The organism is Rickettsia endosymbiont of Lasioglossum villosulum (assembly GCF_964026455.1).
Lineage (GTDB): Bacteria > Pseudomonadota > Alphaproteobacteria > Rickettsiales > Rickettsiaceae > Rickettsia.
Window position 1 is genome coordinate 490,436 of sequence record NZ_OZ032152.1, and the last position, 23,060, is coordinate 513,495.

Consider the following 23,060-nt stretch of genomic DNA (forward strand, 5'->3'; position numbering starts at 1 on the left):
GACCACGGGAGAGATTGCCCGCGTGGATCGAGAGTCGTCTGAGCTACGCGAATGAAATGAACGTGGCAATCCAGAAAAAATAATAAAAAATGCTATAAGTTAGCATTTTTTACTGGATTGCTTCGTCAATTACTTCGTAATTTCCTCGCAATGACGGAAAAACTGATCCACCCAGGCAATGCCACCACGGGATGACAGTGATATTTGGAAAATATCTTTTTTATTAACCCTTTAAAAAGATTATCTATTAGTTCAGCACCGCTAATATTTACAAGAAAAATATGACAACAAAATTAAAACAAAGATTCGTTCCACAACTTGCAGCAGTTAATCATGAATTTGAAGATAATTTTTCTAAAATGCTTGAAACTGTTGATACGAGTCATATAAAACCTGGAACAGTAGTAAAAGGTCAAGTAGTTGATATTAATGAAGTAGTGGTTGTTGACGTTGGATTAAAAAATGAAGGTAGAATACCTAAATCTGAATTTTTATTATCACCGGCACATAAATTACCTGAGATTGGTGATTTAGTTGATGTTTATATTGAAAAAACTGAAGGACATAGCGGCAAAACCCTAAGCCGTGAGAAAGCGATAAAAGAAGAATTATGGGGTCAGTTAGAACTCATGTGTAGCAAAGGTGAGTTTGTTGATGGTACAATTTTTGGTCGTGTAAAAGGTGGGTTCACTGTTGATTTATCCGGTGTTGTAGCGTTTTTACCAGGAAGCCAAGTTGATATTAGACCAATCAAAGATCCTAGCTCTATAATGAATATTAGACAGCCATTTAAGATCCTAAGCATGGATAAAAAGCTTGGTAATATAGTTGTTTCAAGAAGAGCTATATTAGAAGAATCACGTTCTGAAGCTAGAGACGAGATGCTATCTAAAATCAAAGAAGGAATGATCCTTGAGGGAACAGTAAAGAATATTACAGATTATGGTGCATTCATTGATCTTGGTAGTGTTGACGGCTTATTACACTTAACTGATATTTCTTGGGGTAGAGTTAACCACCCATCAGAAGTGCTAGAATTTAATCAGAAAGTTAAAGTAATGGTTATTAAGTTTAACGAAGAGACAAAAAGAATATCTCTTGGTATGAAACAACTTGATTATAACCCATGGGAAAAAATTAAAGAAGAATTCCCTGTCGGTAAAAAAATGACTGGAAAAGTCACAAATTTTGCTGATTATGGTGTGTTTATTGAATTAAAGGATGGTTTAGAAGGGCTTGTCCACTCAAGTGAAATTAGTTGGCTTAAATCTAATCAAAATCCTAGAAAGACTCTGACCATAGGTCAAGAAGTAGAATTCATGGTGTTAGAAGTTGATACAGAAAAACATCGTGTTTCTTTAAGTATTAAGCAATGCCAGCAAAATCCTTTAATAAAATTTGCTGAAACTAATCCTGTTGGAACAGTGATTAAAGCTCCAATTAGAAACATTACTGATTTTGGAATCTTTGTTGCACTTAGCGACAATTTAGACGGTATGATTCATGAGGGTGATATTACTTGGGAAGATAATGGCAATGAGTTACTCAAAACATACAAAAAAGGTGACGAAGTAGATTGTAAAGTTCTAACAATCAATATTGAAAAAGAACAAATTAGTCTAGGTATCAAGCAATTAACTCCTAATCCATATCAAGGAATTGCTGATGAATATAAAAAAGGAACAGTAGTTAAAGCTGTTGTGACAGCAATCAAAGACGATGGATTGGAAGTATTAGTAAACGATAAAGCCGCAGGATTTGTTAAAAAATCTGATTTATCAGATGAAAAAGAAGAACAAAAGCCTGAAATGTTTGCAGTAGATCAAGAAATCGAAGCAAAAGTTGTTTCTATCGAAAAGTCAACCAATAAAATTTTATTATCAATAAAAGCCCATAAAATAGCAGAGCGTCAAAAAGCTCTTAAAGAATATGGCTCTAGCGATAATACAACCAATATGGGTGACATACTTGCTAATGCTTTAGAAGATAGTAAGAAGTAGGATTGTTAGTCAATCTCCTCGGTGTGTCATCCCGTGGCTTATCCACGGGATGCATTGTTGCGTGGATACTAAGTCGTCATTGCGAGCGAATGAAATGAGCGTGGCAATCCAGAAAAAATAATAAAAATGCTATAAGTTAGCATTTTTATACTGGATTGCTTCGTCAATTACTTCGTAATTTCCTTGCAATGACCGAAAAACTAATCCACGCGGGCAATGCCACCACGGGGTGACACATATCCTTCCAACAAAAACTTTAAGGAAAAATATCCAATGTCCTACGTACCGATAGTAATTGAACAAACCTCTAGGGGTGAGCGTGCTTATGATATATATTCAAGGTTATTAAAAGAACGCATAATCTTTGTATGTGGTCCTATTGAAGACCATATGGCAAATTTGATTACTGCTCAATTATTGTTCCTTGAGGCAGAAAATCCGGAAAAAGATATATATATGTATATAAATTCTCCTGGAGGAGTCGTAACAGCTGGTCTTGCAATTTATGACACGATGCAATATATCAAGCCTAAAGTAGCTACTCTTTGTATCGGTCAAGCTTGTTCTATGGGGTCATTTTTACTTTGTGGTGGTGAAAAAGGAATGAGATACAGCCTGCCGCATAGCCGTGTTATGATCCACCAACCATCCGGAGGTTATCGAGGTCAGGCAACAGATATAGAAATTCATGCTCAAGAAACATTGAAAATCAAAAAAATCCTTAATAGCTTATATAGTAAACATACTGGGCAAGATGTGAAATATGTTGAGAAAAGTATGGAGCGTGATAATTTTATGTCACCTGAAGAAGCAAAAAAATTCAGCATAATCGACAAAATAATTACGCACAGAGATATTAAGTTATTAAAAGATAAGGAATAAAGCCAGTAGCAAATCTTCATTGCGAGGAGATGAAAGTTTCGACGAAGCAATCTTAGGATGTTTGACGAGATTGCCGTGTCAATGCTTTGCATCTCCGAAGTTGTTGCGTGGATCGGTTTTCCAATTGTCATCCCGTGATTTATTCTATAGTACCGGACAGTTTAAAAAAAATATTATATTTTTTTCAGGTATAGGTGACCTTATATGTCATTCTTAGCAACGGCGGGAATCCAGCATAAAGCGAGATAAATCGAGCTTTTAATTTAAAAAACTTGCTGCTTTTATGTTTATTTTACTGGATTCCCGCCGTTGCTAAGAATGACATATAATAATAAGTCCGGTACTATAGATTTATTCACGGGATCCAGTTAAAAATACTAATATTATTAGTATTTTTTCTGGATTGCCGCACTCATTTTATTCGTTCTCAATGACATAAACGAGCCATGCGACAACTCCCGAATCTCCTCGCAATGACAGTATCTTAACACAACACATAAAAAAACTTATAGATTTAATACTATTATTAGAGTATAAACAATTATCTTTCTATTAGGGGTCATAGCTCAGTTGGTAGAGCGTTTGAATGGCATTCAAAAGGTCGGGGGTTCGATTCCCCCTGGCTCCACCAGTTACTTTAAGGCTTTTTAGCCTTTCTTAAATCTTCTAAAAAAACATATGTTCCTTATATGTTCCAAAATACTTAATTTTAATATTGAGATGATATATTTCTTAATAGTACTAACTTACTATTAACTAAAGCCAATAATCCATTTTAATTTCATTTATATTCAACTGCTGTTACGGGGCATTTCAAGCATCAACCTTGCGGCAGAAACTTAACCGAAGTGAATACGATAATGCCGCCGATGAGCTCCTTAGATGGGTAAAAGCTAAAGGCGGTGTGAAGCTGCAAGGACTCGTTAAACGTAGAGAAATAGAGCGGTCTTTGTTTTTGAGTGAAGCAGCTACAGCAGCGGTTGTTAGTTCTGCCTAAAATACTCTCTACATTTACATCTTAATAAAAATTCTTTAAATATTCTGTTATAATCACAAGTAGTAATCATTGCTAATTATTAAACTTCCTATTATTTCCATGTATCCCTTACTAATATTTACATTTCACAAATTATTCCTAAGTTATTAATTTATATCCTTGATTAAATTTCTATTACATTATTAAATCTTTTTATCTAGATTTTTTTCATAGCTCATTTTTAACAAAATATTAAAAATTATAGAATTTAATTAAGGAGTAAATGTATGAAAGAATTAATAGGGTTTTTAAAAAAACACGAATCTATTGAAGAAGTTAAGGAAGAAGTTAATCGTTTAACTGCCCCCCTTAACCTTAATATTGAAAAATTTTATCAAAAAGACAATATAGAAGAATTAATAGAATTTTTAAAAAAGCATAAGTTTATCGAAGAAGTTAACCGTTTAACTACTCTTAACGTTAATGGTGGTCCTGATGATAGTGAAACAGTACTATATAATAAAAACATAAAAAATTTTACTAAAGCTTTAAAAAATAATAATACTATTACCTCTCTCAATATTATAAGGAACGATATAGGGAACATAGAAATTGAAGAAGTTATTAAAGTTTTAAAAATTAAAGCTTTAAATGGTAATAATACCCTTGCTTCTCTTGACCTTAGTAGTAATAATATTACAGAGGAAGGAGTAGCAAAAATCGGTGAATTTCTAAAGCTTAATACTCTTAAGTCGCTTAGTCTTGATAACAATTCTATAACAGATACAGGATCCGCAATAATTGTTGAAGCTCTAAATGGTAATACTTCCCTTACTTCTCTTACATTTAGAGGCAATTTTATAGCAGATGATGGAGCAACAAAAATCGGTGAATATCTAGTAAATAATAATTCTCTTACTTCTCTTGATCTTAGTGAAAATAATATAGAATTTGCGACAGGAATCGCTAGAGGATTAAAGGATAATTCTACTATTACTTCGCTTCATATTTATCGCATGGAACACGACTATGAAAGTAACTATACTTATGAAGTAAATCCAATAGGCATTGAGGAAATAACAAAAAAAATTGAATTAAATTGTAAGTTATTTAAAAAATTCAGTTCGTTATTATACGATTATTTTTTTAAAAATGATAGTAATAAAATTTTTAAAGTTTTAAATGCTCATAAATATTATCAAATAGTTAACAAACAATTATTAAAAAAGAATTTGATGAAAAAGGTAAGTGATAATCCTATGAGACCTGAGGTTGATGATATTGAAGATAAGCTGCAAGAACTAAATAATTTTATTAAAACAAACATTTTTACTATTAAAGGTGTATGTAAAAAATTAACGTCCAGCATTTCTGGTGATGTTAAACATATCTCTGACTTATATCCGAAATATTAGATCATATAGTATCTTATTTAGATGATACGCCTTGGGGATGTGAAGTTAAAGTTGCAGGAAATAACGAATAAAAAAGGGGATAATTTGTTCCCTTAAATTCTTATGCTGCTTGTGAATTTTGTTGCATAAAAAAAGCGTCACTAATTTGGCTTCTGTGAGTGGTATTGGTTAGCAAATCTTACTACTTGCTTCCACCATTCCAAATTTCTCATTTATTTGTAGTATACTACAGATACTTTAAAAGCTGGAAGTCAAATAAGTGGTAGTAGATAACTAGGTTAGCAAAGGCAAATCCCGAAGTTCGACGTACCAAATTTTGAAGTATCAAAGGTATACATCACAATAAATTTTTTATTTGGGTTTGTTCTAATTTTTCTTCTTTTTCTAGCTTATTTAAAAAATCCTTATAGAAATTATTCGTAACATATACTAGCTCCATGTTCGAGTTATCTTCAGATGATTCAAGTATTACTAAGCAATCATCATTTCTAAAAGTAGCCATTTTTCCACTTTCTTGTTCTATTACATTATCTACCAAAATATATTTATCTTTCAAAATCTCATAAAATTCTTCAAATTTATTTTTATCTATAGTTAAAATTACTGCTTCTATTATATTAAAATCATTACATATTACTAAAGCTTTAGATATGTATTTTTCATTAGGTTCTATAAAATAATTATGCCCTTGCCAATAATTAAGTTCCTCTCCAGTAATTTTATATTTTTTTATTAAATCTGAAGTGGTAGCTTTATTTAGCTCAAGCCCAAGCGGAGTAGGGTTAGAGTAAGAGTTTAAGGATAAAAATACGATAATAAAGTATAATAAGTTTTTTATAAACATATGAAAACCTTAGTGAATTAGATCGGGGAATAGGTAAGATTATTTTTTATAAATTGATATCCGTACATTATTAATATCATAATATTTATAATTTTTCAATTAAAAGTTAAATAAAATCCTCTTAAAACTTAATATTAAAAATCTTTACAAAATTTAGTGAAAAAAGATAAAATCTAATATATTATAGATAATTATATCTTTAGCTCATTACATGGTAATTTTTAGTATAGTTTTTTTTAAAACCGTTTCAGTGTTATTAAGTGTAGTAATCGGGTTTTTAGCGGGTAAATACTCAAATGTTGAAAGGGACAGTATCTCTTCTTTATTATTCTATTTTATATCACCTATAGTATTCTTTACTATTCCTGCTAGCACAACTTTGACATTTTCAGCATTAAGTGTTACAGTTGTAACCTTTGTAATTGCGACATTGTTGTCATTATTTTCTTACTATTTTTTCGGTAAATTTTGGCAGGATCATACACGTAATATTATAGCTTTGTCTGCTGGTACAGCAAATGGGGGATATTTCATGTTGCCTATAGCTGCTGCACTTTTTGATGATTATACGCTAAGTATTTATATGATGGCAGTGATAGGCGTTAATATTTACGAGTGTTCGGTAGGCTTTTATATTTGCATGCGAAGCTTTGCAAATACTACTGATAGTATATTGAAAGTAGTAAAATTGCCAATTTTAAATGCATTTTTTCTAGGTTGCTTATTTAGTTTTTGTGGTTTTACTTTACCTGATTTCTTGGATGATTTTATATATAATATGAAAGGTTCTTTTTCTATACTTGGTATGGTTATGGTAGGACTTGCTCTTTCATCACTTCAAAAATTTGAATTGGATATAAAATTTACTCTTGCTACTTTTGCTGCTAAATTCTTATTTTATCCTTTAGGGGTAGGGCTATTTATCATGTTTGATCATTTTGTAACAAAATGGTATAATAATGATTATTATAATGCGTTAAAGCTACTTTCTACAGCTCCCTTAGCTGCAAATACCATAGTTATAGCAAATTTACAAAAATTTTATCCTGAAAAGGTCGCTGCCACCGTGTTTTTATCGCTACTTTTTGTAGTAGTATATATGCCGACAATGGTCAGTATATTTTTAAGTGATTTAAATTAGTAGGTTTATATGAAAATTAACTCAATTAAAGTTGGTCCATATATTAACTTTCTTCCTCTTCAATATATACCAGAACATAAAATTTCTTATGTAGAATTTGGTGATCCCCAAAATAAAAACGTAGTAATATGTGCTCATGGCTTAACAAGAAATGCTCATGATTTTGATAAAATAGCTAAGGAATTAAGTAAAGATTATAGAGTAATTTCTCTAAGCTATCCCGGACGCGGGGATAGTGAAAATTTTAAAAAAACCAGCCATTATAACTATACTACTTGATATTAAAGATACGTTGCTGTTTTTAAATAAGTTAAAGATAAAAAAACCTATTTGGCTAGGTACTTCAATGGGTGGAATTATAGGTATGGTTCTTGCCAGTAAATTTAAAAATATTTTTAAAGGTTTAATATTAAATGATATAGGGGCGTTTATAGATTCTGCTACTTTAGTCAAAATTGCAGCTTATGCTAAAAAAACTGTCATATTAGATGATCTAGAAAGTGCAAAAGAGCATTTAAAGCTTATTTATGGACAATCAGGGATTAAAAATGAAGAAGATTGGGATTATTTAACAAAGTATAGTGTCATTTCTACGTTTGGCGGAAAATATAAAATGAATTATGATCCTGCTATAACAAAAGGCATAAGAAATGTCAAAAGCCAAAAAGATGTAGATTTATGGTCTGTATGGAATAAAATAGAATGTAAAATATTACTGATTCACGGCATTAAATCTCAAGTTCTAACAAAATCTACTGTTGAAAAAATGCAAAAAACAAAAGATTTTGATCTTTACGAAATTAAATATGCAGGTCATACTCCCTCCTTAACAAATTCTAATGAAATTGAACATATAAAATCTTGGTTAGAAAAATTATAAAAAAATAAATTAAATTATGAAAATTACTACTAAAGTACTGATAATCGGCTCAGGTCCTGCCGGTTTAAGTGCAGCTATTTATGCAGCAAGGGCGTCTTTAAATCCAATATTAATTAATGGTATTCAGCCTGGCGGTCAGCTTACTATTACTACCGATGTTGAGAATTATCCAGGATTTGCAGAAAGCGTACAAGGACCTTGGCTAATGGAACAGATGCGTATGCAGGCTGAAAATGTCGGCACTAAAATTGTTAATGATTATGTTGAGAAAGTGGATTTGTCACAAAGACCTTTTAAAGTGTCTACAGGATCTAGGACAGAGTACGAAGCTGAAAGCATAATTATTTGTACTGGTGCGGAAGCAAGATGGCTTGGTATTCCTACAGAGCAAGAATTTATGGGATTTGGGGTGTCAGCTTGTGCTACTTGTGATGGTTTCTTTTTCAAGAATCAGGAAGTAGTAGTAGTTGGTGGGGGTAATAGTGCTGTTGAAGAGGCTTTATATCTGACCAATCATGCAAGCAAAGTTACTATAGTACATAGACTAGATAGTTTTAGAGCTGAGAAAATATTACAAGAGCGGCTATTTAAAAATCCTAAAATATCTGTGATTTGGGATCATGTAGTAGAAGAGATAGTTGGTAATAATAACCCAAAATCTGTTATTGGAGTTAAAATTCAAAATGTTCATACTAAAGAAACAAGCTTAGTAAATTGTAACGGCGTATTTGTAGCTATTGGGCATAAACCAAATACTGCTTTATTTGCAGGACAAGTTACAATGGACAGCGATAATTATATTATTACTGCACCTGATAGCACTAAAACTAATATAGAAGGTGTTTTTGCTGCTGGTGATGTTCAGGATAAAATCTATAGGCAGGCTATAACCGCAGCAGGTACTGGCTGTATGGCTGCCCTTGAAGCCGAGAAATTTTTGAGTTCTGTATAGATACTAACTCGTCATTGCGAGCGAGCAAAGTGAGTGTGGCAATCCAGAAAAAATAGTAAAAAAGTACTGATTTTAGTATTTTTTTACTAGAGTACTTAGTCAGTTATTACATAACTTTCTCGCCATGACGGATCTTTTTTTAAATTTTTTATTGTTTTTTAGAATCATATTTTATAAACCTCGACCTTGAGGAGATGATGATCTACTATTTTGAACACGGTCAGCAAATGATTTATTATCAGCTGATTTTGTATTACTTATAATATTTTGCTTTGTATCCTTTTGTATATCTACATTTTTTTGAGGCTGCCCTATCTGAGTAGTTTGTACTGGTTCTAGTTTATCAAACATTCCATACATAATCGCTTTATAGTCTTCACGTGTAGGTACTAAATTTTCATTTGTTCCTTTATAATTAGGGATATAGTCTTTTATATGATTAACAAATTCCTGATTTATTTTTGCTAATATTTTTTACTCAGCTATAGTAATATTATTAGGAGCATTAACATCTATCATCCCACTATCTAAACGCTCCAAAGCATCTTTTAATGCTGCATCTTTCATGATAGTTTCATCTTCTTTTAATTTATTCACCACTGTCTCTATAAAAGGTGCAATGTTATTGTCGTTAATAGCTCCTATTTTATTTGCTTGTTTTTTTTCTTCTTCTTTATAATCTGCAAATTTAGTAAGTAATGTTGTGTCTATTTCTGAAGCACTATCTATAATTTGTGAATATGTTCCTTGAATACAAGCACTAGTATTCTCTCCATAAGTTGTTGCTGCTACGTAGAGCTGTTTAGCTAAAGTAAAGTTTTTTTGTTCTTTCCAAATTTCATCTATATTAAACCCACTTACATTGTTAAATAAGTTATTTAATTTATCATCACCTATATTATTCAATAATTTATGAAGATTTTCTCTACTACTTAATTGTTCTAAAGTAAGATTTTGATCATTTAAGATTTTTTTAACCTCAGTAAATTTTGCTTCAGTCAATTTAGGATTTTTTGCTAAAAGAGTAACACATAATTCTTGTTTATCCCTAGTGGGGATAGCTGCTTTATCTATTAATTCACTTACTAGACCAATTGATTCAGGAATAGTAGTTTTCTTTTCTGATCCCTTTCTCCAATCATATTGGATCAAAGCCTTATATTTGGAACTGTTTTCGTTTAAATATTCATTTTTTAATATATTTTCTGATTTTTCTTTCACCTCCTTAATAAAATTTTGATCATCTGGAGCTTTATTATTTCCTAAAACCCTCTTCATTACGCTGTGTTTTTCGCCGTCAGTTAATTCAAGAAGTTTAATAGCTAGAGGGTTATTATCTTTATATAGCTCAGGAAGTATTTTATTTTGGTATTCTTTAGCACTTTCTTTGAGTTTATCAGGCGGTAACTGGGTCGATTCCATTAATTCATTTGTTATAAAATTAGTCTTCTTTACAGCTTCACTTTGATGCACAGATTGATTATCTCTTGCTATCTCTTCTAAAGTTTGATCTTTCATTTCTGGAGGAATCATGCCATGTTTAAACAGAAACTCCTGCATCTTAGGAGAATGAGTATAGAAAAGTGCCAAATCATAACCATCTGTACTTGTTGAATTGATTGCAAAAGGAAATTTTGCTGAATTTTCTATTATATATCTGATTACATTACCTTCTTCATCAGCTGGTGCTAAATCAAATACCAAATCTTTTACAGTATTTTCTATTTTAAAGTTTGGTTTATCCTTACTATCTCTTATTTTAACTAAAGCATTATAAAGCTTTTGTTCCTTTGATAGGGAAAACTCAATATTTTTAAATGATGACTTTTCAAAGCATAACACTACTGTAGCCCCTGTTATTTCTCTACAATTATACAAACTAAGATCAGTGATTTTATTATCAGGAGCATTTACTAACGCCTCAAATCCCTTATCTGTTATATTAGACCCCGCTAAACTAAGTTTAGTAATATTTTCCAAATTAGGAGAGTCTGCTAAAGCCTTGAAGCTTTCATCACTTAATTTAACACAGTATGATAAATCAAGATCAGTAATATTTTTAGCGTTAGGAGAGTTTGTTAAGGATTTAAAACCCTCATCAGTTAATTCCCAACAACGGGATAAGTTAAGATTAGTAATTTCAGGATGCTTGTTTAAATATTCTAATAGATCCGGAATATCATCATTACGTAATTTACCATTAAAATTTAGTATTTCATTTTTTTTGTAGCTATCGAAATTCATATATTACCTAGTTTTAAAGTATTAATAAAGAAAATTAATATTCACTTTAACATTTATATATAAATATTAACTTTTATTTATATGGCACACAATTTTATTATTAATTATCTTTAAAAAAATTTAGCTAATATTTAATTTAAGTAATAAAAACACAATATAGGGGTTTAAAATATAAAGGAGAAGTATTTGCAGTATATACTCATTTAATAAATTAAACTTTATCTAGTAACTTTTCACTTATTAGAGTATATCATCTTGTAGATAAATCGGCATTTTTTTGAGATCAAAAAATGCTTTAAGGTAGTCATCACGTGGCTTGTATATAGGTTGTTGCATAGCACTTATGTTATTCCTCGCATGAGGCTTGCCTGCGTGGATCAAAAAACATGATCGGTGTCATCCTGTGGCGGCATTGTTGCGTGGATCAATTTTTCCTCTGTCATCCCGCGACTTGATCGCGGGATCCAGCTTAAAATACTGAAATTATTAGTATTAAAAGTTGCTTTTCTGGATACCGTGGTCAAGCCATGGTATGGCTACCTTAGGGCGTTTTTTGATCCACGCAACAATGCCATCACGGGATGACAGAAGAAAAATTGATCCACGCAGGCAAGTCTTACGCAGGAATGACATAAGAGTCATATAGTAAAGTTTACTATTATTCTAAATCTGTAGTCGGTGTATGTTGTTCACCCATCAAAGTACCAGCAATAATTATATTGGACATACCACCGACAATAATGTCTTCAGTATTTGCTAAATCCATAAGACCTTCTTTTAGCTCGTTAACCTCTTCTTCAGTAGCTAGATTATTTTTAAAAATAGTTGGTGTTGCTTCTGCAAGAGATTTATAATATAGCAGTTTTTCCTCTTTCGTTTTTAGTAAAGTATTTTTAAATTTGTAATCTGAATCTGAAAATTTTAAGCCTGCGTCTTTATAAAGCTTTAACAACTTCAGACCTAAATTATTATCTTTATTTAAATGCTTGTTAAGTTTAGCTGCTAAATTAACTAATTGTGGTAAAGCGGGGCTATCTGAAGAACTAAAAGCTAACTTAGATATAAGTTCTTGTGATACAATAACGTCGGTATTTAATTTAAGAACATTTTTAACAATATTTAACGCTTCTTGAGGGTGAGTTAATTGCATAAAAAGAAATCTAGAAAAAACAAAATCTATTGTGCCATTCAAGCCCAAATTACCAACATCGTTCACAGGCATTTGATGAAATTCTATATTAACTCCTGCTTTCTCTGCAGCAGCTTTAGCTATTTCTAGTTGTTTTTCACTATTATCTATTGCAATAACTCTACCTGAAGATGTCACTTGTTGTGCTAGCCAAATAGCCATTGTTCCCGTACCACATCCAAGTTCTAATACTGTCATCCCTGGTTGTAAGCCCTTTTTTAGTAAGAATTTACAACTTGAAGGATTATTTAACCTGTTTATTAAATCGTGACGATCTTGCCCTTCTTTTCCTAATGCAAAATGATAGACTCCTTTTTCTTTTGCCATATTTTAACCTTGGATTAAATTGAAAGTAGTAAAATACTATATGAAAATATACTTTTGTCTAGATTAAAATAAGTAAATATTTAATTTAAAGTTTATAATTGTTAATTGACTTTTTTGGGGAGTTAAGTATAAATTTTAACTGAAGCAGTTAAAACTGTTTTGGGGCTTAGAAAACCCTATTAGAGATGGTTACATTTTCCAAAAAAAATGTGTTCCTCGACTTGGTCGGGGTGGTAGTAGCTATGTTCAAGGTATAACCTAAAGGTTACTACGGCTGTTTCTCTAACGGTTTTTCTAACGCCCTGGCCACCAAAAGGTATAATTATTGGTGGTTAAGTTTAATTTAATAAGTTTAACGGTGGCAAGTCCATGGCTAACCAAGATCAATTAATAAAAAACTCTATTCTTTTACTAGAACCTCCTTATAATTCCAGAAGCGACAAACTTAAAACAAGAATTGCAGCTTATTGCAAAAAATATAATTTAGGTATACCTGAAACTATTGAATTGAAAAATCCTTATGATCATGAAAGTTTAAATGAGCTAGTAGTGCAGGTAAGAGATTGTTCTATTAAACCGGTTATAGTCATAATTCAAAAGCTTTCAATGAATTCGTCTATCAATAAAATACTTTGGGCGGTGCTTGGTACGCTTAGTACTTTAAAACTTATCAAAGTTAAAACTTATTATGAAATAAATAAGAAAATAGTGTTAGAGATTATAAACGAAGATAATAATTTTATACATAAAGCTACAATTTTTGCTAAGAAATATGGATATAATGAATGGCAACCGCTGGAATATCTAACCGAAAAGCTTGAAGAGTAATGAGGCTTAAAATAGCATATATGATTTACTAACCTAAAATAGTTATAGGGGGTGAATAAGTGATACTTTTTTATACAACGAAATTCACGAGCAGTATAAATTTAAATGGTGGCGGCAAGCTACCGCCACCTATCCTTACTTAATTAATTTTTGTTATATCATATCCTACACTCACTAATCCAGCTAAAATAAGCTCCTCATCATTATTATTAATTGCCTCTTGGATTAAATCAGAGCTTAATTTATTCTCTGCAGCAGCTTGCAACAATTTTGGATTACTCAAAAGCGGATTATCATAAATTATTTTTGTTACCGCAAGTATTGGCATATAGTTGGCTTTTTCATTCGTTTGCATTGATATCGTTGCATTGATTTCATCTTTTAAATCCAAAAGTTTGCCTTTTTCAATTTTTCCTGTTGTAAGCTCTTTCATACTAGCCGTTATTTTCTCTATATAAGATATATCCGTTAATAGCGGTACTCTGCTTATTATTTCATTTATAGAATTTTGCATTGTAATTTTATTACCTGCAGTAATAGCATTATTGTTTTCCAAATTAGCAATTACCTTTGCTGTTATTTCTTTGAATATACTTAACTTATCTTGTTTTATTTTTTCAGCTGAACTTTCTAAATTATTTTCAGGTTGATTTTCATTTCTCGTAGTTAGACTCAATTTATTTTGTTGTTGTGTTATTAATTGATCTACATCCTCTTCTAAAACTGCAATTCTTGCTTTAGTAATTTTATTTTCAGCAAGTTTTTCTATGTTCTTAGCTATCTCTTCTATATCACTTTTATCGTCCAATTTCTGTACCTTACTTACAATTTCCTTTATACTGTTTTGCATTAAATTTTTATCTTGTTCATTAATAGTTGTACTGCTTTTTATTTTAGTTGTCAGCTCTGTTACTTTGTTGTCAAATTCAGTAAGTTTTTCCGTGCGTATTTTATCATTTAATAAAATCTGCTGTTCTATTATGTGGTTTAAATATCTTTGTAAAATTTCAATGCTTTCTATAGTAATTTCACCCTTTGCAGAGTTTTCCATATTTATAATCATAGCATTTATGTCATCTTTGTTTGTAAAAGTATTTACCGCTTTTGCTATCTCATTTATTCTTTCTTGTAATTTTCCTTTATCTTGTTCGCTAATATTATTGTTATTATTTAGTTGAGAAATTACTTTGAATACTATCTCTTGAAATGTAACTAATCTCTCTTCAAATGTAGCGTGCTGTTTGTCATACTCCTCTAATAGAATTTTCGCTTTAGATATTTCTTCCCTACTTGCTTGGGTCATTAATAATTTACTTATTTCTTTTAAACCTTTGCTAGCCGCTTGCATTAATGCTGTCTGGTCATTATTATTAATTTTATTAATAGCTTCAAAAGACATTTTAATTATTAATATTCTTGCTACTTCAGTTAAACCTTGTTCTATTGCTAAATGTAATGCTGCGGTATTAGAGTTCTCATCAACATTATTGAGTATATGCCCGCTTATATCCTTAGCCAATTTCTCTGCTTCTTCTAGATTATTTTCTCTTATCGTTGATAGTAATTCTTTAAATTGTAATTCTTCTTGTTCTGCTTTCTGTATTGCTAGTAGCTCAGCTTTTTGTGCCTCTAGTTTTGCTTGCTGCTTAGTTAATAACTCAGCTTGTTGTTTTTCTTGTTGTATTTGAGTTAATTTTGTAGTTATAAGTTCGACAATTTTATTGCAATTTCTTGATTTTGCTATATCCAACGCTGTTTTACCATTATTATCAATGACATCAATTAGTTGAGGATGCTCTTTTATAAGTAATTCACAAATTTTTTCTTGTTCGCCGATAGCTGCACAATGCAGAGCTGTATAGCCATGTTTGTTAACTTGATTAATAAGCTGATAAGTCATTTTGGATATAAGCAATTCACAACTCTTCATATGTCCTCGAGAAGCTGCTTTGTGTAAAACCGTATTACCCTCATTGTCCACTATATTAATTAATTGATGATTATTTTTTATTAGGAGTTCACATAGTTCTTCATTTGGTTTTTCAGTAGCATAATGCAAAATTGTACGACCATTATTGTCAGTAACAAAAATTAGTTCAGGATTTTCTTTTATTATTAAATCATACATAAATAGTCCTCTTTTAACTGCATAATGTAGAACCGTACTACCCCATATATTCTTTATATTAATTAATTGAGGATGTTCTTTTATAAGTAATTCACAAATTATCCCGTCTCCAGAAATAACTGCTTTATGTAAGACAGTATTACCACGATAGTCCTTTATATCCAATATTTGAGGATTTTTTTCTATAAGTAATCTACAAACTTTCTCTTTTCTATCTGTTCCTTTAACTGCATAATGTAGAGCCGTATTACCTTGATTATCAACAATATTAACTAGATCAGGATCTTTATCCGTCAATAATTTACAAATTTCAAAATCTATGTTATTTACCCGAGCATTATAGAAACTAGCTGCCAAATGCAGAGCGGTACGACCTCCTTTATTCACGGACTTAGTTATTTGAAGATTCTCGTTTATAAGTAGTTCGCAAATTTTTGTTTGTCCACTATTAGCTGCTAAATGTAAGACAGTATTGTCCTGTTTATCAACAGTTTTAAGTAATTCAGGTTTTCTATTTATAATTAATTTAAAAATCTCAAAATTTCCATTTTGAGCTGCATAATGTAGTTCTGTATAACCTTTATCATCAATATTATCAAGAAAGTTAGGATTTGCTTTTATTAGTAACTCGTAAGCTTTTACAATTCCATTTCTGGCTGCGTAAAGTAGCTCTGTATAGCTATTATTATCTATAACCTCAAGAAACTTAGGATTTTTCTCTATTAGTAAATTACAAATTTCCTCATTTCTTTGGGTGGCTGCTAAATGTAGTACAGTGTTGCCATTTTTATCAGTAATATCAAGAAGTTCAGGTTTTTGTTCTATCAGTAGATTACAAATTTTTTCATTTCCACTGTTAACTGCCCAATGCAGAGTTGTATAGCCATTTTTAGTAATAGTATCAACTAGTTTAGAGTTTTCTTTTATGAGCAATTCACAGGTTTTTTCTTGTTTATGAATAATTGCTAAATGTAAAGCTGTATTACCATCTTTATCAATAGTATTAAGAAGTTCAGGTTTTTTTCTATCAGTAAATTACAAGTTTTTTCTTGTCCATTACTAGCTGCTAAGTGTAAAGCTGTATTGCCGTTTTTGTCAATAGCATTAAGAAGTTCAAGATTGTTTTCTTTTATGAGTAATTCAGAAATTTTTTCTTGTTTATGAATAATTGCTAAATGTAAAGCTGTATTACCATCTTTATCAATAGTATTAAGAAGTTCAGGTTTTTTTTCTATAAGTAATTTATAAACTTCTTCTAGTTTATTATTAGCTCTATTTTGGAAAATTAGACAATAACCCTTATTATCAACAATTTTCAATATATTAGGGAGCATTATTCCTGGTTTAGCTCTCAATTGTTTAGTATACTTAGTGTGCTGTCCTCCCCCACTAGCTATTGAATATAAAATTGTATGACCATCATTATTAGTGATATCAATTAGTCCAGAATTTTCACCTAAAATTAATTCATAAATTTTTTCATTTCCATTAACAGCTGCAAAATGCAGAATTGTATTGCCTCTTTTATCAAAATGATTGATTACTTTGGGATTTATATTTAGTAATTCATAAATTTTTTCATTTCCGTTACTAGCTGCAAAGTGTATAGCTGTATTGCCGTTTTTATCAGCTACATCTATTAAACCAGAATTTTCTTTTATGAGTAATGCACAGATTTTTTCATTTCCATTACTAGCTGCAAAATGTAGAGCTGTATGACCTGCATCATCAATAGAATTAATAGCTTCTTTAGACATGTTGGATAGTAATAATTTGCAAATTTTTTCATTTCCATTACTAGCTACGTAATGCAAAGCTGTATAACCGTCTTTATCAACAGCATTAATAGCTTCATCAGACATTTTAGATATTAATAATTCACAATTTTTTTCTTGCCCTCTAATAACTGCTAAATGCAATGCCGTACATTTATTACCATCAACTTTATCTAATTCCGCAGCACTCATTTGAGAGATTAGATTTTCTATTTCCTCTATTTTATTTAGTGGATTATAATATTTATTTATTGCTTCTATTAATTGGGTAAACATGAATTACATCCTCTATCAAATTCTATAATTTTTAATATTTTGTTAAAAATGAGCTATGGAAAGAATCTAGATAAGAAGATTTAAGAATGCAATAGAAATTTAACTAAAGATATAAATTAATAATCTAAGTATAATTTGAGAAATATAAGGATTAATAAGGAATAAAAGGAAATAATAGAGAGTTTTAATAATGAATAATAATTTCTATCTATAATTATAACAACATATTTTAACTATATTAACTTTAATATTAAAAAGGATTTTTATTAGGATGCAAATATAGTAAGTATAAATTTTATTCAAATTGAATTATTGGACAGAATTTTATATTTTATAAGTCGTATCTATAAATATGATGAGTTATGTTAGAACCAGAAGCCACGAGGCAGCAAGAACAAACGGTTTTAAATAATACAGAATATACGCCAAATATTATATACATATATAATGATGAGGGGGCGGGTGAAAATTCCATAAAGTATGTTCTTGATACCTTAGCAAAAATCGCTACTGCTTATAAAATTAGTTTTATAAATGCACAAGATATTTTAGCTAAAGAGTGGGCTAAAAATGCTGTTTTATTAGTAATACCTGGTGGTGCAGATATACCTTATACTAAAAAACTTAATGGTGAGGGAAATAAAATTATTAAAGAATATGTAGAAAATGGTGGAAGTTATTTAGGATTTTGTGCAGGAGCATATTATGGTTCTAATTTTGTTGAGTTTGATAAAAATGGTGCATTAGAGATTCTGGGTGAAAGGGAGTTAGCATTTTTCCCTGATAAATCTGTCGGTCCTATTCTTGCTAAATATGACTATAAAACAAATAGTGGAGCTAGAGCGGCACTACTCAAAGTAAACATGCCTGATGATAATGACTTCACTAATATAAGTGTTTATTATAATGGAGGAGGATACTTTTATAATGCTGATTCTTATAAAGATGTAAATGTATTAGCATATTATCATATTGAAAAAGATAATAATTATCTACCGGCGATCGTGGAAATTAAGTGCGATAAAGGAATAGCTATTCTTTCGGGGGTGCATTTTGAATGCTCTTCTAAATTATTAGATGTTAATGATCCATATGAATCAAAGTTATTGCCAAAATTAGAAATAGAAGAAGAAAATAGGATCAAATTTAATATTTCAATATTTAAAAGATTAGGCGTTAGAATTGAATAATTAAGTTAAAGATTCTGTTCTTCAAGTGAATTTTTACTAGTTATATGCCTATATTATCACGTTTATTTGCTACTAAAATGCGTTATACGGCTACAGCGTTAATTTATAATAGTGCTTATTCAGTAGCAAGCTTTATTCCAATCATAGTTTCCTATTTATTACAGAAATATCAATCTCCTTTAATATTAGGTATTTTCTTTGTAGTAAGTATAATTCTGGCACTTATTTCTACTATAGCAGTGCAAAATAGAAAAAATTATTATTAAATTTTAGATTGATTTATTCTATATGTTTATATATTAGTACATTTTTAATTTTCTAATCTATTTAAAAGAATTTATTATGCAACACACAAGCGATGATGAACCTATAAAATATAAAGTCAAAGTTAAAATAAATGATAAGCTTAGAATACATCAGCGTATGAAAGAAAATGTATCCGAGATAATTTTAGAACCGCATGCTAGAGTAATTATAGAACCTGAAATTGAACTAAGTAATAATACATCTGATAAAATACATATATATACTGTTGATGATAGTGAATATAAGCTTACTGGAGATATACCTTATTCAGCATAATTAGGTGTTCAAATAAAAGTAAGAAGTAAATTTGCTAACCTGACGCTAAAACCTCAAAACCTTGATTATACCTTGCGTTCGCCGTTCAATACGTTCGTACAGATAGCAAAAACTGAAGAGTGGCGCACCCGAGAGGAGTCGAACCCCTAACCTTATGATCCGTAGTCATATACTCTATCCAATTGAGCTACGGGTGCTAAATCCTAAAGAAGCATATATAAAAGCTTATAGTTTGTCAAGAAACACTTCAGGTTAATGATTTATACCCAATCTTTCCAAATAAAACTTCCTCCACTGACTTTTCATTTATTAAGAATATATGTTATAATTCCATTTCTTAAAAAACAATAAAATATAAAAATAATTACAATTAATAGTTGAATTACTATTTTAGATATTGTATATAGAGTTTCATAATTAATAAGAGAAAGAAAATGCATAAAATTTTTAAGCTAATTATAGTTTGTTTGTTTGGTATTAATATTACTGCACAAGCTGAAAATATGTCGGAAACTGCCAAAAAGAATCTAGAGATAATTAACTCCTTAAATGTTGAAAGAAAATGGCAGAAAGGTAGCGTAATAAACTGTAGGACAGGTGAAACTTTATTAGAAGAAACAGAAAAATACGACTCTCCCAAGTTAAAGCGTTTATCACATTGTAGTTGTTTTGCATATGCTGCCTCTAAGGCATTAGGTCTTCCGAATAAGTCACTACTTCCTCACCCTGAGGGTGATAAGGAGTTTATACCTGCTTTGTCAAATAAACAAGCTGAATGGCTTGAAACAGAAGGGGTAAAAAATGGATGGAGTTATATTAAGACTGCAAATCGTGATGATAGTTTTGTTCAAGCACAAAAATTTGCTAACCAAGGACATTTTGTTGTATCGGTATATAAGAATGCTAACCCAAAAAGAGCAGGGCATATTGCAGTTGTTATTCCAAGTAGTAAAGATATAGAAAAGATAAAATTAGAAGGTCCTGATATTGCACAAGCTGGTACAAGTAACTTTTCTTCTGGCTCATTAAAAAAGGGTTTCAAAAATAAAAGAGATGCTTTTAAAGATAATGAAATAAAATTTTATTACTTTAAAGCTTAATGTAATTATAATTGTTGGGAGGATCATTTCCGTTCCTCTCATCTAAGTGCTTGTCCGGCTTTGTTACATGGATCGGTTTTTCCGTCTGAGCTAAGGAAATTACGAAGTAATTGTACATACGCAATCCAGCTAAAAAATGCTGACTTATAGCATTTTTTATTATTTTTTCTGGATTGCCACGCTCATTTTATTCGCTCGCAATGACGGAAAAGCTGATCCATGCGGGCAATGTCCCCACATGGTGGCGTTGTAGTAGGGTTTTATGTTGCAATTCGTATCTAAAGGATACCTAAGGTACAAGCCGTAGTATGATATTGGAGGTTAATGGATTGTATGGTAAAGTGCAGCTTGTTAGTAATATAGCTATAATAGTTATAAAATAAATTCTCATTATATCCTCTATGTAAACATCCTAACTATTGGAATATTTGAAGGATCGAGTAGTTTTTTCATTTGCGTGAAAGCTTGCACAATATTTTCTACAGAACTATCAATAAATTTATCGGTATTAATATAATTTTCTGAGTCATCTTGAATATAAAAAAGAATAGATGATACATAAACTGAAAGTAGTAAGCCTCGTTTAGTATAATAATTATAATCAATCGATTTATCACCAGCATATTGCCAAATAATATCACAGCTGTGGAATGCAACTTCTGTACCTTGAACAGGATTTAATGCGAAATATGCAGCATTCTTGCTATGAATAATAGGTAACACAGCTTTAATTCTAGTTTTTACTGCTAAGGATATTTTTTCTCTAATTTTATTTGGTACTTTCTGCTCATTTAAACTTTCTAACGTAATATTATCTAGATAGCTTTCAAAAAATTTTATTATTTCGGCTAATCCATCTGGAAAAAGTATTAAACTATAGCCCTTAGCAAAGCCACATTTTTCTTCTGCTTCATTAATTATTTTGTCATTCCATTCATTAAATGGTAATAATTCTAGCAATGATTGCATGAAGCTTATTTTCTTTGTGTAGTGTTCTTCTTGAATATTCATATTTTTAACCTTGACATTATAACTTATTATATAGATAATATAGCTTGTTACCAATATATATTTATTTTAAGGAGAGTAATTTTAGTGATACTAGTAAATGTTCACGCCGGTAATTGTAATAATACGCTTAAGAATTTTAAGAAAAAGCTACAAAGAGAGCTTTATTTTCGTAAGATGAAAGAACAGCGTTACTACGAACCGAAGTCAGTAAAGCGTGTTCGTAAAGCACAAGAAGCTGTACGAAGAAAAAGAAAGTTTGCTCGTAAAAGAATGTACGAAGATTATAATTTCTAATTAGTTTCAAATAAAATGAAAGGCAAGTTATTGTTAAATAGCTTGCCTTTTTTATTATGTGTAACGTCATTGCGAGCGAATGAAATGAGCATGGCAATCCAGAAAAAATAATAAAAAATACTAATTTATCGGTATTTTAAACTGGATTGCTTCGTCAAAGCTTGCAGCTTTTCCTCGCAATGACGACTTGGTATTTACGCAAGTAAGCCTTACGTCGGAATGATATAAGAGCCACTTAATAATTCCAATTTTTCCTCGCAATGACAGAGAAATACACCCCCCCATAAATCAACGAGCCAATTATTATAACTAATGGTGTTAGAGGTAGATCAAAATAAAAAGAGGCAGTAGCAGCACAGAAATTAATAAATAGCGAAATAAAAATTGATATTATAATCATCATAGCAGGGCTGCCTACCATAAATCTTGCAATCATAGCAGGAATAAGTAACACAGCTGTCACCATAAGAACCCCAACTATTTTAATTGCAGAAAATACTGAGATAGATAAAATAAGTAAAAATAGTAGTTCTATAATATTAACTTTTACGCCTTTAATTACGGCAATATCTCTGTTAATAATTATAAGAAGAATTTTATTATAAAAATATGCAATAAAGCATATAATAGCTATAAGCATTATTGCTAGCACAATTAAATCATCAAAAGCTACAGATAAAATATCGCCAAACAGTAAATTTACTATATTGTTTTGAGCAGAAGAAAAATAATTAATAATTAAAGCAATAGCCAGCATAGAGCTAGAAATTAAATTAATAACTGCATTTTTTTCAGAATTATTTTGGAAGATAAATACAAAAATTGAAAAAAGAATTGCAACAATTAATCCTGAATATATTAACGGAAAATGAGCGATAATACTAATGCTGACTGCAAGAAAGCTACTATGAGCAAGCCCATCGCCAAAGTAAACGTATCTTTTCCATAATGCTATGCAGCCAATGGGAGCAAATATGCAGCTAATTAAAATTAGGGCTAGTATTATTAGTACCATATAAGTATATT

General features: G+C 30.5%; 20 protein-coding genes, 2 tRNA genes and 1 pseudogene. 14 read left to right on the plus strand and 9 right to left on the minus strand.

The window, feature by feature from the left end; translation table 11 throughout:
• The first annotated feature begins 281 nt into the window (after positions 1-281).
• From AAGD49_RS02370 to AAGD49_RS02390, 5 genes are all read left to right on the plus strand, one after another.
• Positions 282-2,000 (plus strand): 30S ribosomal protein S1, encoded by a 1,719-nt coding sequence (locus AAGD49_RS02370; protein ID WP_341788972.1) that lies wholly within the window; start codon positions 282-284, stop codon positions 1,998-2,000.
• 273 nt (positions 2,001-2,273) lie between these two features.
• The gene (clpP, locus tag AAGD49_RS02375; RefSeq protein ID WP_341788973.1) at positions 2,274-2,882 is read left to right on the plus strand and encodes an ATP-dependent Clp endopeptidase proteolytic subunit ClpP; all 609 of its coding nucleotides are present in this window, start codon (positions 2,274-2,276) and stop codon (positions 2,880-2,882) included.
• Between the two features lie 555 nt (positions 2,883-3,437).
• A tRNA-Ala gene (locus AAGD49_RS02380) sits at positions 3,438-3,513 on the plus strand.
• Between the two features lie 141 nt (positions 3,514-3,654).
• The gene (locus AAGD49_RS02385) at positions 3,655-3,879 is read left to right on the plus strand and encodes a lysozyme (protein ID WP_410525916.1); all 225 of its coding nucleotides are present in this window, start codon (positions 3,655-3,657) and stop codon (positions 3,877-3,879) included.
• A gap of 266 nt (positions 3,880-4,145) precedes the next feature.
• The gene (locus AAGD49_RS02390; protein ID WP_341788975.1) at positions 4,146-5,273 is read left to right on the plus strand and encodes a hypothetical protein; all 1,128 of its coding nucleotides are present in this window, start codon (positions 4,146-4,148) and stop codon (positions 5,271-5,273) included.
• 337 nt (positions 5,274-5,610) lie between these two features.
• Here the strand turns inward: AAGD49_RS02390 and AAGD49_RS02395 are convergent, their stop codons facing one another.
• Positions 5,611-6,117: a hypothetical protein gene (locus tag AAGD49_RS02395; protein WP_341788976.1), complete on the minus strand. Its 507-nt coding sequence runs from the start codon at positions 6,115-6,117 to the stop codon at positions 5,611-5,613.
• 211 nt (positions 6,118-6,328) lie between these two features.
• Here AAGD49_RS02395 and AAGD49_RS02400 point away from each other — a divergent pair, with 211 nt between their 5' ends.
• The 3 genes and pseudogenes from AAGD49_RS02400 (at position 6,329) to trxB (ending at position 9,090) form a co-directional block, all read left to right on the plus strand.
• The gene (locus AAGD49_RS02400) at positions 6,329-7,258 is read left to right on the plus strand and encodes an AEC family transporter (protein WP_341788977.1); all 930 of its coding nucleotides are present in this window, start codon (positions 6,329-6,331) and stop codon (positions 7,256-7,258) included.
• A 9-nt stretch (positions 7,259-7,267) separates the two neighbouring features.
• Positions 7,268-8,138, plus strand: a pseudogene (locus AAGD49_RS02405) (alpha/beta fold hydrolase).
• A 16-nt stretch (positions 8,139-8,154) separates the two neighbouring features.
• Positions 8,155-9,090 (plus strand): thioredoxin-disulfide reductase, encoded by a 936-nt coding sequence (gene trxB, locus AAGD49_RS02410; protein WP_341788978.1) that lies wholly within the window; start codon positions 8,155-8,157, stop codon positions 9,088-9,090.
• 171 nt (positions 9,091-9,261) lie between these two features.
• Here trxB and AAGD49_RS02415 read toward each other — a convergent pair whose 3' ends face one another.
• The 3 genes from AAGD49_RS02415 to AAGD49_RS02425 form a co-directional block, all read right to left on the minus strand.
• Positions 9,262-9,441 carry a hypothetical protein gene (locus AAGD49_RS02415; protein ID WP_341788979.1) on the minus strand — a complete coding sequence of 60 codons (180 nt, stop codon included), beginning with the start codon at positions 9,439-9,441 and terminating at the stop codon, positions 9,262-9,264.
• Positions 9,442-9,564: 123 nt separating this feature from the next.
• Complete coding sequence (locus AAGD49_RS02420; RefSeq protein WP_341788980.1) at positions 9,565-11,334, minus strand: hypothetical protein; 1,770 nt, start codon at positions 11,332-11,334, stop codon at positions 9,565-9,567.
• A 658-nt stretch (positions 11,335-11,992) separates the two neighbouring features.
• Positions 11,993-12,850 (minus strand): class I SAM-dependent methyltransferase, encoded by an 858-nt coding sequence (locus tag AAGD49_RS02425; RefSeq protein WP_341788981.1) that lies wholly within the window; start codon positions 12,848-12,850, stop codon positions 11,993-11,995.
• Positions 12,851-13,219: 369 nt separating this feature from the next.
• Here AAGD49_RS02425 and AAGD49_RS02430 point away from each other — a divergent pair, with 369 nt between their 5' ends.
• Positions 13,220-13,678, plus strand: coding sequence for a hypothetical protein (locus tag AAGD49_RS02430; RefSeq protein WP_341788982.1), 459 nt, complete (start codon positions 13,220-13,222; stop codon positions 13,676-13,678).
• Positions 13,679-13,817: 139 nt separating this feature from the next.
• On the opposite strand, the gene AAGD49_RS02435 is transcribed toward AAGD49_RS02430, so the two are convergent.
• Positions 13,818-16,805 (minus strand): ankyrin repeat domain-containing protein, encoded by a 2,988-nt coding sequence (locus tag AAGD49_RS02435; RefSeq protein ID WP_341789206.1) that lies wholly within the window; start codon positions 16,803-16,805, stop codon positions 13,818-13,820.
• Positions 16,772-17,857: an ankyrin repeat domain-containing protein gene (locus AAGD49_RS02440; protein ID WP_341788983.1), complete on the minus strand. Its 1,086-nt coding sequence runs from the start codon at positions 17,855-17,857 to the stop codon at positions 16,772-16,774. Before AAGD49_RS02440 ends, AAGD49_RS02435 begins: the two co-directional genes overlap by 34 nt.
• A gap of 362 nt (positions 17,858-18,219) precedes the next feature.
• Here AAGD49_RS02440 and AAGD49_RS02445 point away from each other — a divergent pair, with 362 nt between their 5' ends.
• The 3 genes from AAGD49_RS02445 to AAGD49_RS02455 all read left to right on the plus strand — a co-directional run bounded on the left by AAGD49_RS02445 (position 18,220) and on the right by AAGD49_RS02455 (position 19,629).
• Positions 18,220-19,047, plus strand: a complete 828-nt coding sequence (locus AAGD49_RS02445) for a BPL-N domain-containing protein (protein ID WP_341788984.1) — start codon at positions 18,220-18,222, stop codon at positions 19,045-19,047.
• 44 nt (positions 19,048-19,091) lie between these two features.
• Positions 19,092-19,313 carry a hypothetical protein gene (locus AAGD49_RS02450; protein ID WP_341788985.1) on the plus strand — a complete coding sequence of 74 codons (222 nt, stop codon included), beginning with the start codon at positions 19,092-19,094 and terminating at the stop codon, positions 19,311-19,313.
• A 76-nt stretch (positions 19,314-19,389) separates the two neighbouring features.
• Positions 19,390-19,629, plus strand: a complete 240-nt coding sequence (locus AAGD49_RS02455; protein ID WP_341788986.1) for a hypothetical protein — start codon at positions 19,390-19,392, stop codon at positions 19,627-19,629.
• A 120-nt stretch (positions 19,630-19,749) separates the two neighbouring features.
• On the opposite strand, the gene AAGD49_RS02460 is transcribed toward AAGD49_RS02455, so the two are convergent.
• Positions 19,750-19,826, minus strand: a tRNA-Arg gene (locus AAGD49_RS02460).
• Between the two features lie 237 nt (positions 19,827-20,063).
• On the opposite strand from AAGD49_RS02460, the gene AAGD49_RS02465 reads away from it, so the two are divergent.
• Complete coding sequence (locus tag AAGD49_RS02465; protein ID WP_341788987.1) at positions 20,064-20,729, plus strand: hypothetical protein; 666 nt, start codon at positions 20,064-20,066, stop codon at positions 20,727-20,729.
• A gap of 399 nt (positions 20,730-21,128) precedes the next feature.
• Here the strand turns inward: AAGD49_RS02465 and AAGD49_RS02470 are convergent, their stop codons facing one another.
• Positions 21,129-21,740: a COQ9 family protein gene (locus AAGD49_RS02470; RefSeq protein ID WP_341788988.1), complete on the minus strand. Its 612-nt coding sequence runs from the start codon at positions 21,738-21,740 to the stop codon at positions 21,129-21,131.
• Between the two features lie 84 nt (positions 21,741-21,824).
• On the opposite strand from AAGD49_RS02470, the gene rpsU reads away from it, so the two are divergent.
• Complete coding sequence (gene rpsU, locus AAGD49_RS02475) at positions 21,825-22,034, plus strand: 30S ribosomal protein S21 (RefSeq protein WP_341788989.1); 210 nt, start codon at positions 21,825-21,827, stop codon at positions 22,032-22,034.
• 235 nt (positions 22,035-22,269) lie between these two features.
• Here rpsU and AAGD49_RS02480 read toward each other — a convergent pair whose 3' ends face one another.
• Positions 22,270-23,049 (minus strand): metal ABC transporter permease, encoded by a 780-nt coding sequence (locus AAGD49_RS02480; RefSeq protein WP_341788990.1) that lies wholly within the window; start codon positions 23,047-23,049, stop codon positions 22,270-22,272.
• Positions 23,050-23,060 lie beyond the last annotated feature (11 nt).

What these genes read in the sequence shown, in the direction of transcription:
- AAGD49_RS02465 (WP_341788987.1), top strand. Translation starts at nt 20,064, where the DNA reads ATGCATAAAATTTTTAAGCTAATTATAGTTTGTTTGTTTGGTATTAAT.
- AAGD49_RS02415 (WP_341788979.1), bottom strand. Translation starts at nt 9,441, where the DNA reads ATGTTTGATAAACTAGAACCAGTACAAACTACTCAGATAGGGCAGCCT.
- AAGD49_RS02425 (WP_341788981.1), bottom strand. Translation starts at nt 12,850, where the DNA reads ATGGCAAAAGAAAAAGGAGTCTATCATTTTGCATTAGGAAAAGAAGGG.
- AAGD49_RS02480 (WP_341788990.1), bottom strand. Translation starts at nt 23,049, where the DNA reads ATGGTACTAATAATACTAGCCCTAATTTTAATTAGCTGCATATTTGCT.
- AAGD49_RS02445 (WP_341788984.1), top strand. Translation starts at nt 18,220, where the DNA reads ATGTTAGAACCAGAAGCCACGAGGCAGCAAGAACAAACGGTTTTAAAT.
- AAGD49_RS02390 (WP_341788975.1), top strand. Translation starts at nt 4,146, where the DNA reads ATGAAAGAATTAATAGGGTTTTTAAAAAAACACGAATCTATTGAAGAA.
- AAGD49_RS02395 (WP_341788976.1), bottom strand. Translation starts at nt 6,117, where the DNA reads ATGTTTATAAAAAACTTATTATACTTTATTATCGTATTTTTATCCTTA.
- AAGD49_RS02370 (WP_341788972.1), top strand. Translation starts at nt 282, where the DNA reads ATGACAACAAAATTAAAACAAAGATTCGTTCCACAACTTGCAGCAGTT.
- AAGD49_RS02400 (WP_341788977.1), top strand. Translation starts at nt 6,329, where the DNA reads ATGGTAATTTTTAGTATAGTTTTTTTTAAAACCGTTTCAGTGTTATTA.
- AAGD49_RS02430 (WP_341788982.1), top strand. Translation starts at nt 13,220, where the DNA reads ATGGCTAACCAAGATCAATTAATAAAAAACTCTATTCTTTTACTAGAA.
- AAGD49_RS02450 (WP_341788985.1), top strand. Translation starts at nt 19,092, where the DNA reads ATGCCTATATTATCACGTTTATTTGCTACTAAAATGCGTTATACGGCT.
- AAGD49_RS02470 (WP_341788988.1), bottom strand. Translation starts at nt 21,740, where the DNA reads ATGAATATTCAAGAAGAACACTACACAAAGAAAATAAGCTTCATGCAA.
- AAGD49_RS02440 (WP_341788983.1), bottom strand. Translation starts at nt 17,857, where the DNA reads ATGTTTACCCAATTAATAGAAGCAATAAATAAATATTATAATCCACTA.
- AAGD49_RS02455 (WP_341788986.1), top strand. Translation starts at nt 19,390, where the DNA reads ATGCAACACACAAGCGATGATGAACCTATAAAATATAAAGTCAAAGTT.
- AAGD49_RS02420 (WP_341788980.1), bottom strand. Translation starts at nt 11,334, where the DNA reads ATGAATTTCGATAGCTACAAAAAAAATGAAATACTAAATTTTAATGGT.
- trxB (WP_341788978.1), top strand. Translation starts at nt 8,155, where the DNA reads ATGAAAATTACTACTAAAGTACTGATAATCGGCTCAGGTCCTGCCGGT.
- clpP (WP_341788973.1), top strand. Translation starts at nt 2,274, where the DNA reads ATGTCCTACGTACCGATAGTAATTGAACAAACCTCTAGGGGTGAGCGT.